The following is a 17,598-nucleotide window of genomic DNA, read 5'->3' on the forward strand; positions in this document are numbered from 1 at the left end:
ACGACCTATTCCAAGGGGTCAGTGATCGTAGGCGATGCTCCTTAAAGCATGTCGTCGGTCGTCGCTCGTCTCCGCAGGCACCCCTTGGAACACACCACCAGGAGGAACCAATGACATACCCGCAACCGCTCACCCCCGAGGGGAAACTCGCCGACGCGAAGAAGCAGCTGAGCCTCCCGCGTATCGTCGCGATCTGCGGCTCCACCCGTTTCATGACCGAGATGACCGAGGCCGATCTGCGGGAGACGAAAGCCGGAAAGATTGTCGTCAAGCCGGGTTGCGACATGAAGTCGCCGCACGAACTTTGGTCTGATCCTGTCGAGGCCGAGGCGCTGAAGGTTCGACTTGACGATCTGCACCGAGCGAAGATCCGGCTCGCTGATGAGGTGCTCGTAGTCGGCGACTACATCGGAGACAGCACCCGAGCCGAAATCGCCTACGCCCGGTCGCTGGGCAAGCCCGTGCGGTTCACACACCCCGGAGTCGACCCCGCCGCCTGACCGCCCGCCCCCGCACCCTCCGCAGGCACCCCTTGGAATTGATCACCGAGGGCGGCAAGACCCGGGAATCGCTGATGCCCCGCCCCGCGAGGACGGCACCCGCCGCTCCTTCAGCCGCGCCGGCTACGACAGCCTCAAGTCCGCCCAGTCCGACCTCGACCACGTCCGGGCCATGATCGGCCTCGCCGACGCCGACGACGCGGAGGGTCTGGCGCAGATCGCGGAGCTGCTGAAGAAGGTCGCCGAGGAGAAGGCACCGCTGCCAGACATCGAGGCGACCCGCAGGCGCCTCAGCCACGGCCTGGACCTGACCAGCCGTCTCACCGTCGGCGAATGGCTGGACATATGGCTGGCGGTCAAGAAGGGGCGACAGAGCGCCATCAGCCGCGACGAGAGCAACATCAGGGTCCACCTCAAACCGCGGATCGGGCACCTGCGGCTCGACCGCGTCCGGGTCACCCACCTCACGGAGATGTTCGAGGCCATCGCCGAGGCCAACGTCGAGATCGCCGAAGGCAACGCCGGACGGCGCAAGGCGTTCGAAGACCTGGCCCAGATCCCCTGGAAGGGCCGGGAGCACCGCGCTCGACGCAAGGCGATGAAGGCGGCGATCGAGGAGATGGAGCCCTACCGCCGCATCGTAGGCCCGTCCACCCGCCAGCGCGTACGCTCCACCCTGCGTGCCGCCCTGAACGCTGCGATCGCCCAGCAGCTCATCACCTTCAACCCGGCGGCCCACGTCGAGTTGGAGGCGGGCAAGCGGCCCAAGGCGCTGGTGTGGACGGACGAACGCATCCTCCACTGGAAGCGCACCGGCGAGAAGCCGTCGCCGGTGATGGTCTGGACGCCGGAGCACACCGGCCTCTTCCTCGACCACGTCGCGGAGGACCGCCTGTATGCGCTGTGGCACCTGACCGCCTTCCGTGGACTGCGACGCGGTGAGGCATGCGGCCAGAAGTGGACCGACACCCACCTGGACGCCGGGCTCATCACGGTCGCCAAGCAACTCGTCGTGGACGGCTGGGAGGTGTACGAGGACGACCCCAAAACCGACGCCGGCGCACGCGCCATCGCGCTCGACTCCGACACGGTCCAGGCCCTCAAGCGGCACCCCGCCCAGCAGGAGAAGGACCGCAAGGAGTGGGGCAGCGCTTGGGTGGAGACCGGCCGCGTCTTCACCAAGGAGAACGGCGAGAGGCTCCACCCCGCCAACGTCACTTGGCAGTTCGTCGAACTGTACGAGGAGATAGGTCTCCCGCCCGTCCGGCTCCACGACCTGCGCCACGGTGCCGCGACGCTGGCTCACGCGGCCGGGGCCGACCTGAAGGACATCCAGGAGATGCTTGGCCACTCCTCGATCACCATCACGGCCGATACCTACACGAGCCTGCTCCCCGAAGCGGACCTGGCGATCGCCGAGGCCGCAGCACGGCTCGTACCGCGCGCCCGCGCCGCCTCCAAGGACGACGCTCCGGAAGCCAAGCACAAGGCCGGAGAGCCGGAGGCGAACGTGCCGGACGGTGTTGATCCGTCCGGAGAAATCTCGGGGTCTGGCACCCCCGTCCGCTCACGCACCGCTCACGCAAACGGCCCCGGACGAGATTTCCGAGGCCGATTAGGACCCCTCCCTGAGGGAGAAACCCCAGGTCAGAGCGGTGATGCGTTGTGCCCCCGGCAGGATTCGAACCTGCGACACCCGCTTTAGGAGGGCGAGGGGCGCGGTCCGGGCGAGACGTCGGTCAACGGCTGCCGGTGGCCGGCCGGCGGTCAGGCGGAGGTCGTCCACCGCTGCTCGGCGCCGCCGTAACAGGGCCACTGGATGATCCCGGCCCCGCCCGCCGTGCTCCCGGCGCCGACCGACAGGCAGTGCCGGCTGTTGTAGTTCCAGAGCTCCACGATCTCCCCGTCCTTGAGCGAGGGAGACGCGATCGCGGTCGGGGCCGACGCCGAGGCCGGCGTCACCCCCGCCGCGAACGCGGTCGCGGCGGCGAGCCCCACGGCGCCCGCGCTGAGCTTCCTCCGGGTACGTGCCGCTGCGTTCATGCGTGTTCCCTCCGTGTCGAGACCTGCTGTTCACCGGGCGCAGGTGCCGACGGCGGCGGAGGCGTCACGCGGTCCGGATGTCCCACCATTGCTGGGACTGGAAGTTCTTGCCCCACAGCTGGGCCCGGGCGCCGTTGCCGGGGACGTTGGTGTCGCGGTCCAGCACGGTGTTGTTGCCGTTGTTGAAGCGGACGTTGTAGATGGCCAGGTCCCCGGAGGGGTGGTACCACTGCTGCTGGGTGGTGCCGTTGCACTGCCACAGCTGCACCCGGGTGCCGTTGGCGCCGCCGCCGTTGGTGTCGGCGTCCAGGCACATGCCCGGGAACCGCACGCTCCGCAGGCTGCCGTCGGTGGACAGCAGCCATTCCTGCTGTGTGGTGCCGTTGCACCCCCAGACCTGGACCTTGGTGCCGTTGCCGCCGGCGGTGGCGTCGGCGTCCAGGCACTGGCCCGGGGTCGCCCGGTACAGGCTGTAGATCCTGACGTAGATGCCCGCGGTGAGGGAGTCCGCCCGGGCGCCGGGCGCCTGGCCCTGCTCCCAGGCCACGTGGTGGGCGGCGGGCTCGGCGGCCTGGGCGGATGCCGCGCCTGTGGCACCGGCGGTGAGGGCTGCCACGGCGGTCGCGACGGCGGCCAGCTTCTTGTGAACGATCACGGGTCCTGGATTCCTTTCGGGGCCGGTCTGTGCGGTGAATCCAGGAAACGCCACGCCGGTTGACCGGTCGAATGATTCGATTTCTTTCGAAGGGACTGGCGAAGGGGGAACGCGTGTGATCCGGATCCGCCTGGGCGCCCGGGGGCTGGGGGGCGTGAGGTTCGCGGTCTCACCGATGGGCTCGGCCAAGGACCTGCTCCGCCTCGCCGGCTTCAGCCCAGGCACCCTGACCCCGCCCTGGCGGACCAGGGTCGCGGATGCGCTGACCCGGCACCGGCTCGGGCTGCTGGCCGTGGTCGGCGGGGGAGGCCCCCTCGGTTACGCCCCGGACTTCCTGCGGCCGGAACCCCCGGCCTTCCTGACCGACATCGACACCGCGCTGCACCAGATCGCGACGACCCCGCAGGAACGGATCCGCTACGAGCTGGCCGAGGCCGTCAACGGCCACTCCTGGGACCCCGGTTCCGGCCACCCGGCGCCGCGGCAGCTCCTGCAGGCCCTCGACCGGGGGGAGGACCACTTCGCGCGCCGACTCGCCGACGAGATGGGGCGGTTCTGGCACGCGGCACTGAAGCCCTCGTGGCCGGCCGTCCGGGCCCGACTGGAAGCCGACGTCACCACCCGGGCCTCCGAGATCGCCCGGTACGGGCTCGCCGAGGCCCTCAACCGGCTGGCCCCGAACCTGGAATGGCGCGACGGCGAACTGCTCGTCCGCCTCCGCACGGACAGCATCCACCGGCTGACGCTGGACGCGGAAGGGGTGATCCTCACGCCGAGCGTCTTCGTCGACCGGGCCCTCTTCTGCGCCGGGGAACCGCCCGGGACGCCGGCGCCGCGCACTCCGCTCATCGTCTATCCCGCAGCGCAGGTCGACTGTCTTCCGCCCGCCCAGGACCACCCGCTGATCGGGGCGATGCGGCGAAAGCTCCTGGCCGAGCTGAGCCAGCCGCGTTCCACGACGGAACTCGCCCAGCGGCTCTATCTGAGTCCGGCCACCGTCTCCTACCACCTGCAGATCCTCCACCGGGCCGGGCTCGTCACCCGTGCCCGACGGTCCCGGCACGTGCTCTACCAGCGGCTCGGGGGAGCGGTGTAGGCGTACCGGCCGCGCCCCTCGCCCGGGCCCGGGAGGGGCGGACTGCCGGCGGCACATCACAGGAGCACCGGCGCCCGCGAACGCGGCTCATGCCCGGTTCGGTCGGCACGTTCACCACGCCCTGAGGCCTTCCGGGGGCCGGTATTCCGCCCCCAGCCCCATGCGAGTGACCAGTTCGAGCATCAGCAGTTCGAACATCGGCTCCTGATCGGTGATCAACGGTGTCAGGTGCTCGTAGACCTCCAGCGCCACCTGCCCGTACAGGGAGCGCCAGCACGACAGCATGACGACCAGTGCGCCGAGCGGTAACTCCACGCCCGTGGCGGCGCGGTAGTCGGCGATCTGTCGGCGCATCCGTGGATCGAGGTCCTCGTCGGCCAGGATCGGATAGGGACGGGCGGCCCACAGTCGCATGTGCTCGGCGCCCCAGACGGCGGCGAGTTTCCGGACCCACTCGGCGGTCACATCGGTGTGGGCCACACCGGCGGCCACCATGGGCGTGCCGAAGAGCAGGCGGAACTCCTGGCGATGCGCCAGGGCCCAGCGGCGGAACACCCGGGACGGAGCGATCAGACGGGCCGCGAAGTCCGTTTCGCGCTCCCCTTCGATCGCCGTCTGCAACTGGTGGGTGAGCTCGGTGACGATGCCCCGGGCCGTGTGTCGCACGATGTCCCCAAGGCCGTCGAAGTGCCGGTAGAGAGCAGCCGGGGTCACCCCGACCCGTCGGGCGATCTCGGCGAGCGTCAACGCCTCGACACCCTGCCGGGTGATGACCTCACGCGCCGCCGCGCGGACGTCCCTGGACATCTGCCGACGCAGCCGTTCACGTCGCGTGGGAGCGGGCATCGAGTTGGCATCCTCCTCTGGATGCTCGCGTAGTACGACGAACACGTTGACAGTCCTCACGTCGCCACCCCCGGTGATGTACTGCGTGCCACCGTGGTGGGCATCGTTGCTCTGCCCCGACACTGCGGCCACCGCGCCGGGGCTCGGGCGCCGCACCCCGCCGCTCACCGCGGGACCCCGTGTTCGGAATCGACGTTGATGTCCCCGCTCAGGGTGATGTGCTGGGTCCCGCCGTCGCCGGCGATGTTGTGCTGTACACAGGTCCACCGGGACCCGGGCGGGTGGCCGTCCTCCCGCTGCGTGGGACGTGGCCCCGCGATGTCCGCTGTCGCATGGCCGAGTGGTCCGGACTCCGCCCGTTCCCGGGCCGGCTCCCCTCGGCGGAGCAGATTTGCCAAGCGCAGTCGCGCAGATCGCCAGATGTCCGACGCCATGGTCCCCACGATCGCCGTTCCGCCGGCTGCCGCCAGCCCCCACAACACTTCCGACAGCACGGTGTTCCTCCTGTCGCCCCCGCGGCACCGGGTGTGCCGGTACCTGGGCAACGTTCGGGAGCGTCACCAAGTAATGGGTCGATACTTTGTTGGTCGTCGTTGCTCGGTGCATGAGGAGCGCGCGGACCCGCTCTGCGTACGCGGGCGGCCTCTCAGGGCGCAATGACCAGACCGTCGGAGGATGTGCGTAAAAGCGGGCACGCGGGGGTCGCGGCCTCTGCGGATCAATGGTGTGGCGCAGGGCGCCGCTGCCGGCGGCGTGGGCGGGGGAGACGGCGTGGGGCCTGCCACCGAAGGGTGCCAAGCGCGTATCTCCCTGCCGCGCTCCGCCCCGCCTCGGCGTCGTGGAGGCCACCGACGTCGCCGCGGTGCGTGACCGCCGGCAGGCAGCCGGTCGCACCGGCGGAAGCCGGCTCGGTCTGCAGCGCCCTCACCGCGCCCGCGTGCCCGCCGGGGTGGCTGTCGCAGCGCCCCGGTATGCCCCGGCACTGCCTCAGGGGCCGCACTCTTGGCGGGACTTGGTACTCAAGCGGTGCTGCGGGCTCGGGCTGGGCTGCACTCCACGATCTCTCGTGCCGCACGCAGTCTGTCCGGGTGGTCATCGAGCAGTCTGGTGGTGATCAGGATCGCTTGGATGATGCCGATGCCTTCGTCTTTCAGATGCTGCTGGACGGCGTCCATGCCGACGTTCGTGGCCAGCAGCCTCCTGCAGTCATCGATCTGATCGGCGACCTGTTGCGCGCGTTCAGGCGTCAGTCCCTGAACGTTGGCGAGGAGTTCTTCGGCGGTGTGACTCGGCATGTCCGGGATTCTCTCAGGTGGGCGGTGACCTGGCCGTGCAGCCGACGGGGGAGGACCTGCTCGAGGTCGGCCAGGGCACGCAGGGCACTCGATGGCCCGACTGCATGCGAGCGTTTCGATTAGCAGAGCGTACCCGCTGCAGCTTGATGGGTGACACCACCGAGCTCCCATTTCGGCATCGGGCGTAGCCCGCCGCTTCGAATTACACTCGAGAAGAATTTACGCGGCCAACAAGTCAGGTAGTTCGCCTGAGTCTTCTTGTACCGCACACCCCTTAGATCAGTCAGATGCATGCGTGTGCTCAATAGCAGTGCGCGGTCAAGATTCACCCGCCTGAGGCTGGCCTCTGATAGGTCGGCGCCAGTAAAATTAGCACCTCTCAGGTCGGCGTCATCGAAAACTGCACCATGCAGCTTGGCATCTCGAAACGAATATCCCTTCAGGTTCATTCCTCTGAAGTTTGCATCGAGCAGCTCCTTTCCTTCAAAAGAAAGACCCTTGATCGAATGGTGATGCGGGTCGAAACCGGAGATTCGTGAAGTCAGCTGCACATTGGCGCGCCACGTGGCTTCTTCCTGAGTTTTCTCGAAAGAGTGCTGCAGGAAGAATACGGAAAGGCTAACGGCGAAACCCGTGATCAGGCCTCCCCCGATGCCGGCGAGAACGCCACTCTCGGTGGAGGCTTGATGTGTTCCAATTGCCATCTTCCAAGCGATGCCGGCGAGAAGTAACCCAGTGACAATTAGAACAATCACCAATGCCCACTGCCAAGGACTTGCTGTCATGTCTCGGCATGATCACGGAACCCTGGAGGAAGCTCTACGCGACAGCCTATGGATGGCTGAACAATCACCCGCACGGGGGCGAAGTCCCAGTTGTCGTGCCATGGGCCGCGTCGTTCATGATCACCGGAAGTCGTGCCTGCCTCCGCGTCAGCCCCCGCAGTCCTGTCCCAGCTCCTGAAGCCCCTTGACTTCCTCCCCCTCCTGAAGGAGGGGGATTCCCCTATGCGGGGGTTCGGCCGGTCGCCCGGCTTACGGGTTCCTGCTTCGCGGACCGGCCAGCGCCGAGGTCTCCACAGGCTGACACGGGCTGCCCGCCCGCGTGTCGGATGTTCTTCGCGGCGTTGACGTCGGCGTTCTCTGCGTGTCCGCAGCCTTCGGCTTTGCACCGGAATACCGCTTGGCTCTCACGGTTGTTGTCGGTGACGAAGCCGCAGGCGGAGCACCGCTGCGACGTGTACGCGGAGTTCACCTTCACGATGCGCGTGCCCGTGTAGCGGGCGGCGCTGGTGAGGGCGAGTTCGAAGCGATGCCATCCCTTGTCGAGGATGGCCCGGTTCAGGCCCCGTTTCTGCGCGACCTGGCGACCGGGCTCGGCGACCGTGCCGGACGCGGAGGCGGTCATGTTCTTGATCCGCAGATCTTCTAGGACGACCAGGGCGTTCTTCACCACGATCCGGACGGCGGTCTGCGCGCAGAAATCGCCGCGCCGGTCCGTGACCCGGCCCATGATCTTGTTCATGGCGGCGATCGTCTTGCGCCGGTTCGCCGATCTCCGCTTGGTGCGGGACAGCTTCTGCTGCAAGCGCCGGTAGCGTACGGTTTCGCCGACGGTGATGAACTCGCGGTCGTGGAAGTCTCCGTCCGAGGTGACCGCTGCCGTCTTCACGCCCCGATCGATACCGACTGACGTATCCGGCATCGCGTGCCGCTCGGGCGTCGCAGTGCCGTCGTCCACGAGGAAGGAGACAAACCAGTGCACGCCCTTGCGGCTGACGGTCGCGGACCGTATCTCACCGCCGAGGGGGCGTGACCACCGGAAGGTGACCCATCCCAGCTTCGGCAGCTTGGCCCTGCCCCACGTGCGGCCGAGGCGTTCCACCGTGATGAGGTTCCCAGCCGGGAAGCGGAACGACGGGGACCAGCGGGCCTTGGACCGCCACCGCGCTTTGAACGTCCCGTGATCCCGGCATGCCCGGTCCAGGTCGCGCAAGGTCTGCTGAAGGACGTGGGAGGGTGCGGCCTTGAGCCACGGATGATCGCGTTTGGCGTCGGCCAGTTCGGCGGCCTGCGGGCCGTAGTTCATCCACGCCCCGCGCCGCCGGTACTGGCGTCGCTGGTCGAGGCCGGTGTTCCACACTGCCCGGCAGATGTTTGCGACCTCCTCGCACATGGCCTCTTGCTCAGCCGAAAGCGCGAGACGGTACCGGCGACCGGACAGCATGAATGAACACCCCCTCAAAACCCCGAAGTTGACCAATTCTAACATCATCAGTGCAGGTCAGAGCACCTCTAAGATGGGCGAACCCCCAGCTAAAGCAGGGGGTCTGTGCCCAAGGTCAACCGATCAACCCGGATGCACCGCCGGAACGAAGCCGCCCTGCCCGCGTACCCCGTCGGTCACCGTCATCGTGGCGCCGACGGGGTACGCCCGTCACCCGCGAGCGGAGTGCGACTTCAGCGGATGCGGTGCTTCCGCCAGAAGGGGCCGAGGTCCCTGTGCGTCATCGACTGTGCGGCCTTCTTGAAGTCGACGGTGGTGGAGACGCCGTACCAGTGGTCGTGGGCGTACTTCTTGATGAGGCGCGCCATGGTGCCGGCCCCGAGGACGTGCTCCAGGTCGGCCAGGACGCAGGGGCCGATCCCGTACACGACCTGGAAGTACTCGCCACGGTGTGTAGACCAGTAGGCCATCGAGTTGGTGAGCGCGGCGGTGGCGCTCGGCCAGGAGTCGTCCGGCGAGCACTCGAACCCGTCCCAGCGGTAGTAGCGCGCGTTGGCGTACTGAGCGAAACTCTCGTCCAACCAGGGTGAGTTGTACTCGTCGTTGCCCACGACGCCGTACCACCACTGGTGGGCGATCTCATGGACGGTGGCGCCGCCCTCCTCCTCGGTGCCGAGGATGACCAGGCCGGGGTACTCCATGCCGCCGGCGAACCCGGGGGTCATCACGAGGTCTATCTCGCCGTACGGATAGCGGCCGAACTCCCTGCCGAACCGGTCGACGGCGGTGACGCCGTCCTTGCGGTTGAGGCGGACACCGGCGGCGGGCGTGTTCGGCGACCAGTACGACTTCACGCGCACGCCGTCGGGCGAGGTCTGGGTCGCGGTGCGGAACGGGCCCGCCGCCCATGCGAAGTCCCGCACCCGCTTGGCGACGCTGTGGGTGACCGTACGCCCGGTACCGCCGGGGCGGGTCCATGTGCTGCCGGTCGCCGGGACCTTGAGGGCGGACGGGTGGTCGAGGCGCACCCGGAAGTCGCTCGCCAGGGTGTAGAAGCTCTCGCCGTACGACACATACGGATCGAGGTGCCACCCCCTCGCGTCGTGCACGGCGAGGACCGGCAGCGCGTTGCCCAGGAAGCGGAACGCGCCTTCGCGGCCGAAGCGGTTGTTGCGTGCGGGCACGGTGAGGGCCACGTCAAAGGAGACGGCCGTCCGCTCACCGCGTGCGAGCGGCCTCGGCAGAGCGATGCGCAGCGCCGTGCACTTCACGCCGGGGCGGCCCGGAGTGCCGCCGCGCACGTGGGAGACGCGGACGGGGGACGGTCTTCCGGATGTCCCGCAGCCGTCCTCGCCATTGCCCCACAGGCGTATGTACACCTCACGCAGGGGCCGGCTGGAGGTGTTGCGGAAGGACACCGTCTGCCGGCCCGCCCAGTGGGAGCCGTCGGCGTCGGCGCGCAGCTTCACGTCGTACCTGGGGTGGTCGGGCGTCGCGGGTTCGGCCGCTCTCACCGCGGCGCCGGGCGCCGGGCCGGACGGCGTGCCGGCCTCGGCCACGGTGGAGCCTGCTGTCGCGAGCAGCGCGATCAGGGCGACCAGCAGACGGCGACCGGTTCTTGAGGGGCCCGTGGGCGACGAAGGCGACGAAGGCACGGCAGACGACAGGACAGATGACATGCCAGCGGATCTTGTCACAGGGTTCCCCATGGCCGACACAGGCCCGCGCGAAGAGCGGAGGTCGGCTCCGCTTGGGCGGCGACCTGGAAGCAGTAAGGGCACGGCGTCGGTGCCTGGTCACACGATGGGCCGAGGCCCCGCGGCGCGGCGGAGCCGGTTGGCGATCGCCAGCCCCAGCCCCTCCTGGGCCGGCACGGAGGCGATGATGAGGTCACACCCCCGCTGGTCGAGCTTGCGCAGGAACCCGTACAGCCCGCGCGCGTAGTCGGCCATCGAACCGGGGACCGCCACCACCGCGTGCGCCTTCACCTCAGCGCCGGCGAAGGCGGCGGGAAGAAAGACGCCGACCCGGTGCCCCAGCTCCTGCGCCAGCTCCGCTTCGGCGACGACCTTCTCCGGCTCGACGAGGACGACCCGCGCACGCGGCGCGTAGTGCGACGGATGCTGGCCCGGCACCCGGACATGGCTGGTCGCAGGGACCTCGAGCGGGCGCCCCAGCACCGCTTCGAGGTCCTCGCGCGTCACCCCGCCGGGCCGCAGGATGCTCGGAATCTCGCCGGTGGCGTCGACGATGGTCGACTCGACACCGACCTCGCAGGGGCCGCCGTCCAGCACGAAGTCGACGGCGTCGCCGAGCTCGGCACGGACGTCGTCCGCGGTCGTGGGGCTCACCGAGCCGAAGCGGTTGGCGGACGGGGCCGTGACACCGCCACCGAAGGCCGCCAGCAGCGCGAGCGCGACAGGGTGGTCAGGCACGCGCACGGCCACCGTCTCCAGGCCGCCGGTCGCTTCGAGGGGCACACGGGGACCGCGCCGCAGGACCAACGTGAGCGGCCCCGGCCAGAAGTGTCCGGCCAGCCGTCGCGCGGTCGCGGGCACGTCCTGGACCCAGTCGTCCAGCTGCTCCGCGCCGCCGATGTGGACGATCAGTGGGTGGGAGGGCGGACGCCCCTTGACCTGGAAGATGCGCCCGACGGCGGCGGGGTCCTCGGCGTCGGCGCCCAGTCCGTAGACGGTTTCGGTCGGGAGGGCCACCAGGCCGCCGGCGCGCAGCACACCGGCCGCCTTCTCGATGTCACTGGTTCTTGCCGTCACCCTCGCCATCCTAGGAGCACGGAGGACCGGCGACGGCCATGATCGATCTGAGCGCCGACCGCGGTCTCATCGACCCGAGCCGCTCAAGATCGACTGCTGGCGGCCTTGGCGCTTGTCTCGGCGACACCCCCATAGCGTGCCACCACCGTCCTTCCCGGTCGGTGATCACGGTTCCGGACGACGGGCCGCCGCACCGCCGGAGTTCGCAACGCGTGTGCCGGCCGGTGTCCGGCAGATGTGTGCGGCGGCCGTCGGCCCTGCACGCGCAGTACGCCCCGGCCCTGGGTGCGGGGAAGGGGACGGCGCGCAGGTGGCCTTGAGGTGGGGGCGACTGCGGCCGCACTGCCGGCGCGGCCGCGGACGGAAGACGCTGCTCGGCACAGGCGGGGCGGCTGCGCAGCTCCTGGGCGAACCGCCGCACCGGCCCTGCCGGATCCACCGGCACCTCGTGCCGATCCGCCACCGCCTCATCTCTCCTTCGCCACCCAGACGCAGACCAGCGGCCAACCTGCGCAAGGTCACTCCGGGCCGGCAGACCCCGTCGAGTCAATGTTCGGCGGCCGAAGAGGGCTGACGAACAATGCGGTGACCCCTGAAATCGGTGGTGCAAGCCCGAGGAAGGGGTGAACCACTTCCTCGCCGCGAGACGAGCAGCCTCTGCGTCCGGCAGTCGTCACAGCCAGACCCGTGAATGAACCTCGACCAAAAGGGAGAGCACTGTGCGCACGAAACAATGGACCTTCGTCGCAGCTCTGGCGACAGCCGTTGCGCTGGCCGCCCCGATGTCCTCAGCCACAGCTTCACCAACCGCCGGCTGCACGTCAAAGTCCCTCTTCGCGGACGGTGGGAAGGCCTACTATCAGGAGTGCTTCGAAGGCGGGCGCCTCCGAGTCAAGGGATGGGTCGAGGACACCGACGCAGACGGGGCATGCGCGCGCCTCACCGTGAACATGGACAACGGCTACTTCGACCAGTGGAAGGCGTGCCCCAAGGGCACCCGCACACCTGTGGACACCGGCTACGAGGCTGCGTTCTATGCCGACGTCCGGCTCGGCGTATGGTGATCACCTGCCATCGGCGGACGTGGCCGGTTCGACGACATCCCCCGCACGCCCCCGACCGCGTGCCTGACGGCTGGATCGCCAACAGACCTCGGCGTGCTGGGGCGACGCCTGAGCCCTCAAGCAAATCCGAACGCCGGCCATCAACATGACGGCCGCACACCCCGCCGGTCTCCACCTCCGGCGGGGCCCGGCGGGACTCCAGGCCACCTACCAGTCGAAGCGATCTGCGGCGGGGCGCGGTGGCGGGTGCGCCTGGCCTGCGACAGCGGCAGCGAGTCCGGTCCGCGCAAGACGTCCGGTCTGCGCGCCGGCACCACCGGGTGGACGGCCAAGCGGTATGCGCGGGCCCACACCTGCATGCAGACCGACTGACGCAACCGCTCCCGGTATCTGCGGTCCCGGTATCTGCGGTTGTGAAGCCGTGGACACCTGCGATCACCGTGGCATGTCAGTAGCCTGATCGAGCGGAGTCCGTGAGACATGGGGGTGGTGAGTGCAGGCGCCTGCGACCGTCGTGCAGCTCGCTCTGCTCGTCCTTCTGGTGCTGCCCGGGGTCACCTATCAGTTCGTCCGGGAGCGCCGTCGTGGGCCGGTGCCCGGTGAGCGTGATCTGGGTGAGCGGGTGCTGCGGGCGATCGTCGCGTCGATCGCGCTGGACGCCCTGTACGCAGTGGTGGCGGGGCCGGCGCTGGTTCGCCTGGCTCGAGGCGCCGGCGGCGGCTGGGACGGCTTCGTGGAGCGGCCGCGAATGGTCGGCTTCGTCGCCGTGGTGCTGTTCCTCGTCGTGCCGGCCGTGGCGGCGGTCACCGTCTCCCTGGTGGATCGGCAGCGGCGCAAGGCTCGGTTCCTGCGCACGCCCAGCGCCTGGGACCACGCGTTCCGCGACCGCGAACCGTGCTTCGTGCGCGTGCGGCTCAAGGACGGCAACTGGGCGGGCGGCTGGTACGGCAACCGGTCGTACGCCTCCTCGTATCCCCACCCGGCCGAGCTGTACCTCGAATCGGCACGGGTGATGGGTGCCGACGGGGCGTTCGGCGCGCGCGTGCACGGGACGGCGGGCCTGCGGCTGCGGGCGGAAGACTTCGACGTGCTGGAGTTCGTCGAAGCCGGAGAACCGGCGGCGGTGCCGGGGGAGGAGCGATGATGGCGCACGAACCCGAACTCACGCCCGAAGAGGCGGCGCTGCTGCAGGAGGCCGCGGAACGCGGCTACACCCCGAAACGCACGGTCGTCGAGCCGGACGAGGCGCCCGGCGGACCGGCCGGCACCTCGAACGGCAACGAGGACTGACGCGTGGGCGGCGGACCCGCGGACGGTCTGGCCGAGCGGTTCTGGGAGGCGTTCCGGGTGGCCCGGCACAGCGCGGACCCCGCGTCGGTCGAGAAGGCGATCGACCTCGGCCATGCCGTGCTGGCCGACGAGGACGTGGCCGGGCGCTGCTTGGTCCTGTCCAATCTCGGGGGCCTGCTGCAGACCCGCTACCACCAGACCGGAGACTTCGAGTTCCTGCGGGAAGCCGTCCGCAAAGTCATGGAGGCTTACGTCCTGTCGTACGACAGCCCGGAGGACTCGGCCAACTACGCCAACAACATCGGCATGCTGCTGCACACCGCGTTCCAGCAGAACCAGGACCGTGGCACCCTGGAAGACGCGCTGTACTGGAGCCGGACGGCCGTCGACGAGGAACCGTCCGCGAAGAAGGCGTTCTACCTGGCCAACCTCGTTGTCGCGCTGCGGACGGCGTTCACCGTGACGAAGGACCTCGCCCCCCTGGCGGAGGCCGCCGAGCACGCGCGGGCCGCCGCCGAGTGCTCCCCCGATGACGTGTCCACCGCCAGGAGTCTGCACTTCCTCGCCGTCGTCCTGCGCGACTGGTCCCATGAGACCGGGGAGAGCGGTGTCGTGGAGGAAGCCGTCGACGCCGCGCGGCGAGCGGTGGAGCTCACACCGGCCGGGTCGTCCGACGTGCTCGACCGGTTGAAGATCCTCGCGTACCTTCTCGACGACCGCTACCGGGCTCGCGGAGCGCGGGATGATCTGGCCGAACTGCTTCGGGTCCGGCAGACGTTGGTGGACCACACCCCGGTCACCGATCCGCGGCACTCGCAGAACCTCGTCGAGCTGACGACCACGGAACGAGACTGGACCGCGCTCACCGGCGAGGGCCCGAAACCGGACCGTGGCTGGGAACGCGCCGACACCGAAGCCGAACTGTGCGGCCGGTACGCCGCCGAGTTCGAGCAGACCCGGGACTCGGCCCTGCTCGAGCAGGCGGTCGAGCTCGGACGTTCGGCGGCGGCGGCCACCCCCGCCGGGCACCCCCGCCGCGGCGTGCGGCTGGATCACTTCGCCACGGCACTGGTCACCCGGGGTGAAGCGTTCGGGGACCGTGCCGCGCTCGCGGAGGCCGTCAGCATCGAGCGGGAGGCGGTCGCGTGCACGTCGGCGGGCCATCCGCAGCGCGTCCAGTTCATGGGCAACCTCGCCGTCAACCTCAACGCGTTGTTCCACGCGACCGGAGACCTGGCCCACCTCATGGACGCGATCGACGTCGCTCGCCGTGCCGCCGAGGCCACCGCCGGGCAGGGCGACCACCCGCGTTCGCTCGACATCCTCGCCGTCGTGCTGCACAAACGGTTCCGGGTGACCGGCGAATTGCAGGTGCTGTCGGAGGCGGTCGACCGCGCGAGGGAGTCCGTCCGCCTCGGCGCGAGCCTGGTCGCCGGGCAGGCCCAGCGGCTCTCCAACCTTGGCGCCATGCTGTCCGACTTGTTCACCAGGACCGGCGAGGGAAGCGTGCTCGGCGAGGCGATCGACGCGCACCGCGCGGCCGCGGACGTGACGGCGGACGACGACCCGGGCCGGGCATTGCGGCTGGCCAATCTCGGCGGTGTGCTGGGGATGGCGTACGAGAATTTCGGCGACCGGAACGCGTTGCGGGACGCGATCGCCGCGCGTCGCGCGTCCGTGGCCGCGACTGCGCAGGACAGCCCGCACTGGCCCGGGTACACCGCGAGTCTGGCCGCCGCGCTCAGCGACTGGTGCACGAACCCCGTCGCACCCGCCGCCGCGCGACGGGAGCCGCCGGATCCGCAGGTCCTCGCCGAGGCGGTCGCCCTGGCCCGGAGTGCGGCGCAAAGGCCCGAGCAGGACGCCTTTTCCCGGGCGGGTCTACTGACCCGCGTCGCCAACGTCCTGGCGCTCGGCTTCCGGCACCTCGGCGACAGCGACGCGCTGACCGAGGCACTCGGCTGCTACCGGGAGGCCGCGGCGTCTGCCGGATCGCCGGCGCAGAGCCGGGCGGAAGCGGCGGACCGGTGGGGCGATCTGGCCGCCGAGGCGGGGCAGTTCGATGTGGCCGCCGAGGGATACGCCGCTGCGGTCCGGCTGCTGCCCCGGCTCGCCGGGCGCCGCCTGGGCCGCGAGGACGCCCAGTACTGGCTCGGCCGGTTCGCCGGGGTCGCCGCCGATGCGGCCGCGTGCGCACTGGCCGTCGGCGACGAGGTGAGCGCGGTGACCCTGCTCGAATCCGGGCGCTGCGTGCTCGCCGCCCAGGCACTCGACAGCCGCGACGATCTTTCCGACCTGCGCGAGCGGGCACCCGAGCTGGCCGAACGCTTCCGGACGCTCACCGCGGAGTTCGAAACCGACACCACGCGCGACCGCGTGGCCCTCGCCGACGAGCTCGACGCGGTGACCGACCGGATCCGCGCGCTGCCCGGGATGGAGCGGTTCCTACGGCCCCCACTGCTCACCGACCTCACCGCGCAGGCACACGAGGGCCCGATCGTGTACGTCAACGTCAGCCGGCACCGGTGTGACGCGCTGATCATCACTGCGGACGGGGTCCGGTCACGCGCGCTGGACCGGCTGAGCCAAGAGACCGTGAGCCACCGCGTACGCGCTCTGCACACCGCGTTCACGCAGGGGCGGATGGCCGCCGAGCAGGCGATCCATGACACGCTCGAATGGCTGTGGGACACCATCGTGGGCCCCGTGCTCGGCGAACTGGGGCTGACGGCGAAACCGGCGGCGGATGGTCCGTGGCCAAGGATCTGGTGGGCCCCGGTCGGGCCGCTCAGCCTGCTCCCCCTGCACGCGGCGGGCCACCACCGCGACGGCGGACCTGCGCTCCTCGACCGCGTCGTCTCCTCGACGACGCCGACGATCCGCGCCCTGGGTCACGCCCGCGCGGGCCGCCGCGACGACCGGAACGAGCCGCGGCTGCTGGTGATCGCGATGCCGCACACTCCGGATGCCCCGGACCTGCCCGGGGCACAGGCCGAAGCCGACCACCTGGCCGCTCTCATACCCGGCGCCACGGTCCTGGTCGGCGCGGACGCGACTCGTGACACCGTTCTCGACGCCTTGCCGGCCAGTGGCTGGGCGCACTTCGCCTGCCACGGGTACAGCGACCCGGACAACCCCTCGGACAGCCACCTCGCGCTGCACGACCACGACCGCGCGCCGCTTCGGGTGCTGGACCTTTCCCGGCTGCGTCTGCGGAACGCGGAGTTCGCGTTCCTGTCGGCCTGCGACACGGCCCGCACCACTGCGCACCTGTCCGACGAGGCGATCCACCCGTTGGCGGCTTTTCAGATAGCCGGTTTCTCCCAGGTGGTCGGCACGCTCTGGCGCGTCGACGACGTGGTGGCGCCAGCCTTCAGCCAGCAGCTCTACGGCGAGTTGATCGCGGACCGATCCGGTGCGTTGTGCGCGTCGGCGGCGATCCATCGCACGGTCAGGCAGCTCAGGGCGAAGTATCCGAACCTGCCGTCGGTGTGGGCCGCACACGTCCACGCGGGCGCCTGACGACGCGCAAAGGTGAAGGCGAGGGGCAAGGCGGAGCGTCGCCCGGCAGCGCTGGTGCGGTCGGGCGACTTCGACGCGAGCGGCATGGACATCAGCCGCTCCTTCGTCGAGATGACCAGCTGCTGGAAGAAGGCCCACCGCATCGGCCTGGACCAGGAGCTGATCACCCGGTACGGCCTGCCGGTGCTGCGAGGCGTTCGTGGCCCTCACGACCTTGTCGGCCTTCATCGCCGGCCGTTGTGAGTAGCTGCGCGGACGCCGGTTTGAGTACCCCGGCCGGTGTGCCA

At 69.9% G+C, this 17,598-nt stretch carries 16 protein-coding genes; 8 read left to right on the forward strand and 8 right to left on the reverse strand.

Going from position 1 to position 17,598, the window contains the following annotated elements:
• Positions 1-110: 110 nt before the first annotated feature.
• Together JK361_RS39700 and JK361_RS39705 are read left to right on the forward strand one after the other, a co-directional pair.
• Entirely contained in the window at positions 111-500 is a 390-nt protein-coding gene (locus JK361_RS39700) for a TIR domain-containing protein (RefSeq protein ID WP_201827897.1), read from the forward strand.
• Positions 501-672: 172 nt separating this feature from the next.
• On the forward strand, positions 673-2,205 hold the full coding sequence (locus JK361_RS39705; RefSeq protein WP_236054635.1) for a site-specific integrase: 1,533 nt from the start codon (positions 673-675) through the stop codon (positions 2,203-2,205).
• 62 nt (positions 2,206-2,267) lie between these two features.
• Here JK361_RS39705 and JK361_RS39710 read toward each other — a convergent pair whose 3' ends face one another.
• Together JK361_RS39710 and JK361_RS39715 are read right to left on the reverse strand one after the other, a co-directional pair.
• Positions 2,268-2,543, reverse strand: coding sequence for an RICIN domain-containing protein (locus JK361_RS39710; RefSeq protein WP_201827900.1), 276 nt, complete (start codon positions 2,541-2,543; stop codon positions 2,268-2,270).
• 64 nt (positions 2,544-2,607) lie between these two features.
• Positions 2,608-3,198, reverse strand: a complete 591-nt coding sequence (locus tag JK361_RS39715) for an RICIN domain-containing protein (RefSeq protein ID WP_307787448.1) — start codon at positions 3,196-3,198, stop codon at positions 2,608-2,610.
• A gap of 115 nt (positions 3,199-3,313) precedes the next feature.
• On the opposite strand from JK361_RS39715, the gene JK361_RS42540 reads away from it, so the two are divergent.
• Positions 3,314-4,294: an ArsR/SmtB family transcription factor gene (locus tag JK361_RS42540; RefSeq protein ID WP_307787449.1), complete on the forward strand. Its 981-nt coding sequence runs from the start codon at positions 3,314-3,316 to the stop codon at positions 4,292-4,294.
• A 111-nt stretch (positions 4,295-4,405) separates the two neighbouring features.
• On the opposite strand, the gene JK361_RS39720 is transcribed toward JK361_RS42540, so the two are convergent.
• From JK361_RS39720 to JK361_RS39745, 6 genes are all read right to left on the reverse strand, one after another.
• Positions 4,406-5,200 carry a TetR/AcrR family transcriptional regulator gene (locus tag JK361_RS39720; protein ID WP_307787450.1) on the reverse strand — a complete coding sequence of 265 codons (795 nt, stop codon included), beginning with the start codon at positions 5,198-5,200 and terminating at the stop codon, positions 4,406-4,408.
• Positions 5,201-6,159: 959 nt separating this feature from the next.
• Positions 6,160-6,435 (reverse strand): hypothetical protein, encoded by a 276-nt coding sequence (locus tag JK361_RS39725; protein ID WP_201827906.1) that lies wholly within the window; start codon positions 6,433-6,435, stop codon positions 6,160-6,162.
• 119 nt (positions 6,436-6,554) lie between these two features.
• A complete protein-coding gene (locus JK361_RS39730; protein WP_201827908.1) occupies positions 6,555-7,220 on the reverse strand; it encodes a pentapeptide repeat-containing protein in 666 nt (221 codons plus the stop codon).
• 220 nt (positions 7,221-7,440) lie between these two features.
• The gene (locus JK361_RS39735) at positions 7,441-8,661 is read right to left on the reverse strand and encodes an RNA-guided endonuclease InsQ/TnpB family protein (protein ID WP_201827911.1); all 1,221 of its coding nucleotides are present in this window, start codon (positions 8,659-8,661) and stop codon (positions 7,441-7,443) included.
• A gap of 233 nt (positions 8,662-8,894) precedes the next feature.
• On the reverse strand, positions 8,895-10,340 hold the full coding sequence (locus JK361_RS39740) for a M1 family metallopeptidase (RefSeq protein ID WP_201827914.1): 1,446 nt from the start codon (positions 10,338-10,340) through the stop codon (positions 8,895-8,897).
• 117 nt (positions 10,341-10,457) lie between these two features.
• Positions 10,458-11,444 (reverse strand): L-threonylcarbamoyladenylate synthase, encoded by a 987-nt coding sequence (locus JK361_RS39745; RefSeq protein ID WP_201827917.1) that lies wholly within the window; start codon positions 11,442-11,444, stop codon positions 10,458-10,460.
• 710 nt (positions 11,445-12,154) lie between these two features.
• On the opposite strand from JK361_RS39745, the gene JK361_RS39750 reads away from it, so the two are divergent.
• From JK361_RS39750 to JK361_RS39770, 5 genes are all read left to right on the forward strand, one after another.
• Positions 12,155-12,499: a hypothetical protein gene (locus JK361_RS39750; RefSeq protein WP_201827920.1), complete on the forward strand. Its 345-nt coding sequence runs from the start codon at positions 12,155-12,157 to the stop codon at positions 12,497-12,499.
• Positions 12,500-12,992: 493 nt separating this feature from the next.
• Positions 12,993-13,643, forward strand: coding sequence for a DUF6338 family protein (locus JK361_RS39755; protein ID WP_201827923.1), 651 nt, complete (start codon positions 12,993-12,995; stop codon positions 13,641-13,643).
• A complete protein-coding gene (locus tag JK361_RS39760; RefSeq protein ID WP_201827934.1) occupies positions 13,643-13,789 on the forward strand; it encodes a hypothetical protein in 147 nt (48 codons plus the stop codon). Before JK361_RS39755 ends, JK361_RS39760 begins: the two co-directional genes overlap by 1 nt.
• A 3-nt stretch (positions 13,790-13,792) precedes the next feature.
• Entirely contained in the window at positions 13,793-17,311 is a 3,519-nt protein-coding gene (locus JK361_RS39765; RefSeq protein ID WP_201827925.1) for a CHAT domain-containing protein, read from the forward strand.
• A 12-nt stretch (positions 17,312-17,323) separates the two neighbouring features.
• Entirely contained in the window at positions 17,324-17,554 is a 231-nt protein-coding gene (locus JK361_RS39770; RefSeq protein ID WP_201827928.1) for a hypothetical protein, read from the forward strand.
• Positions 17,555-17,598 lie beyond the last annotated feature (44 nt).

It is taken from the genome of Streptomyces musisoli, assembly GCF_016741855.1.
GTDB lineage: Bacteria > Actinomycetota > Actinomycetes > Streptomycetales > Streptomycetaceae > Streptomyces > Streptomyces musisoli.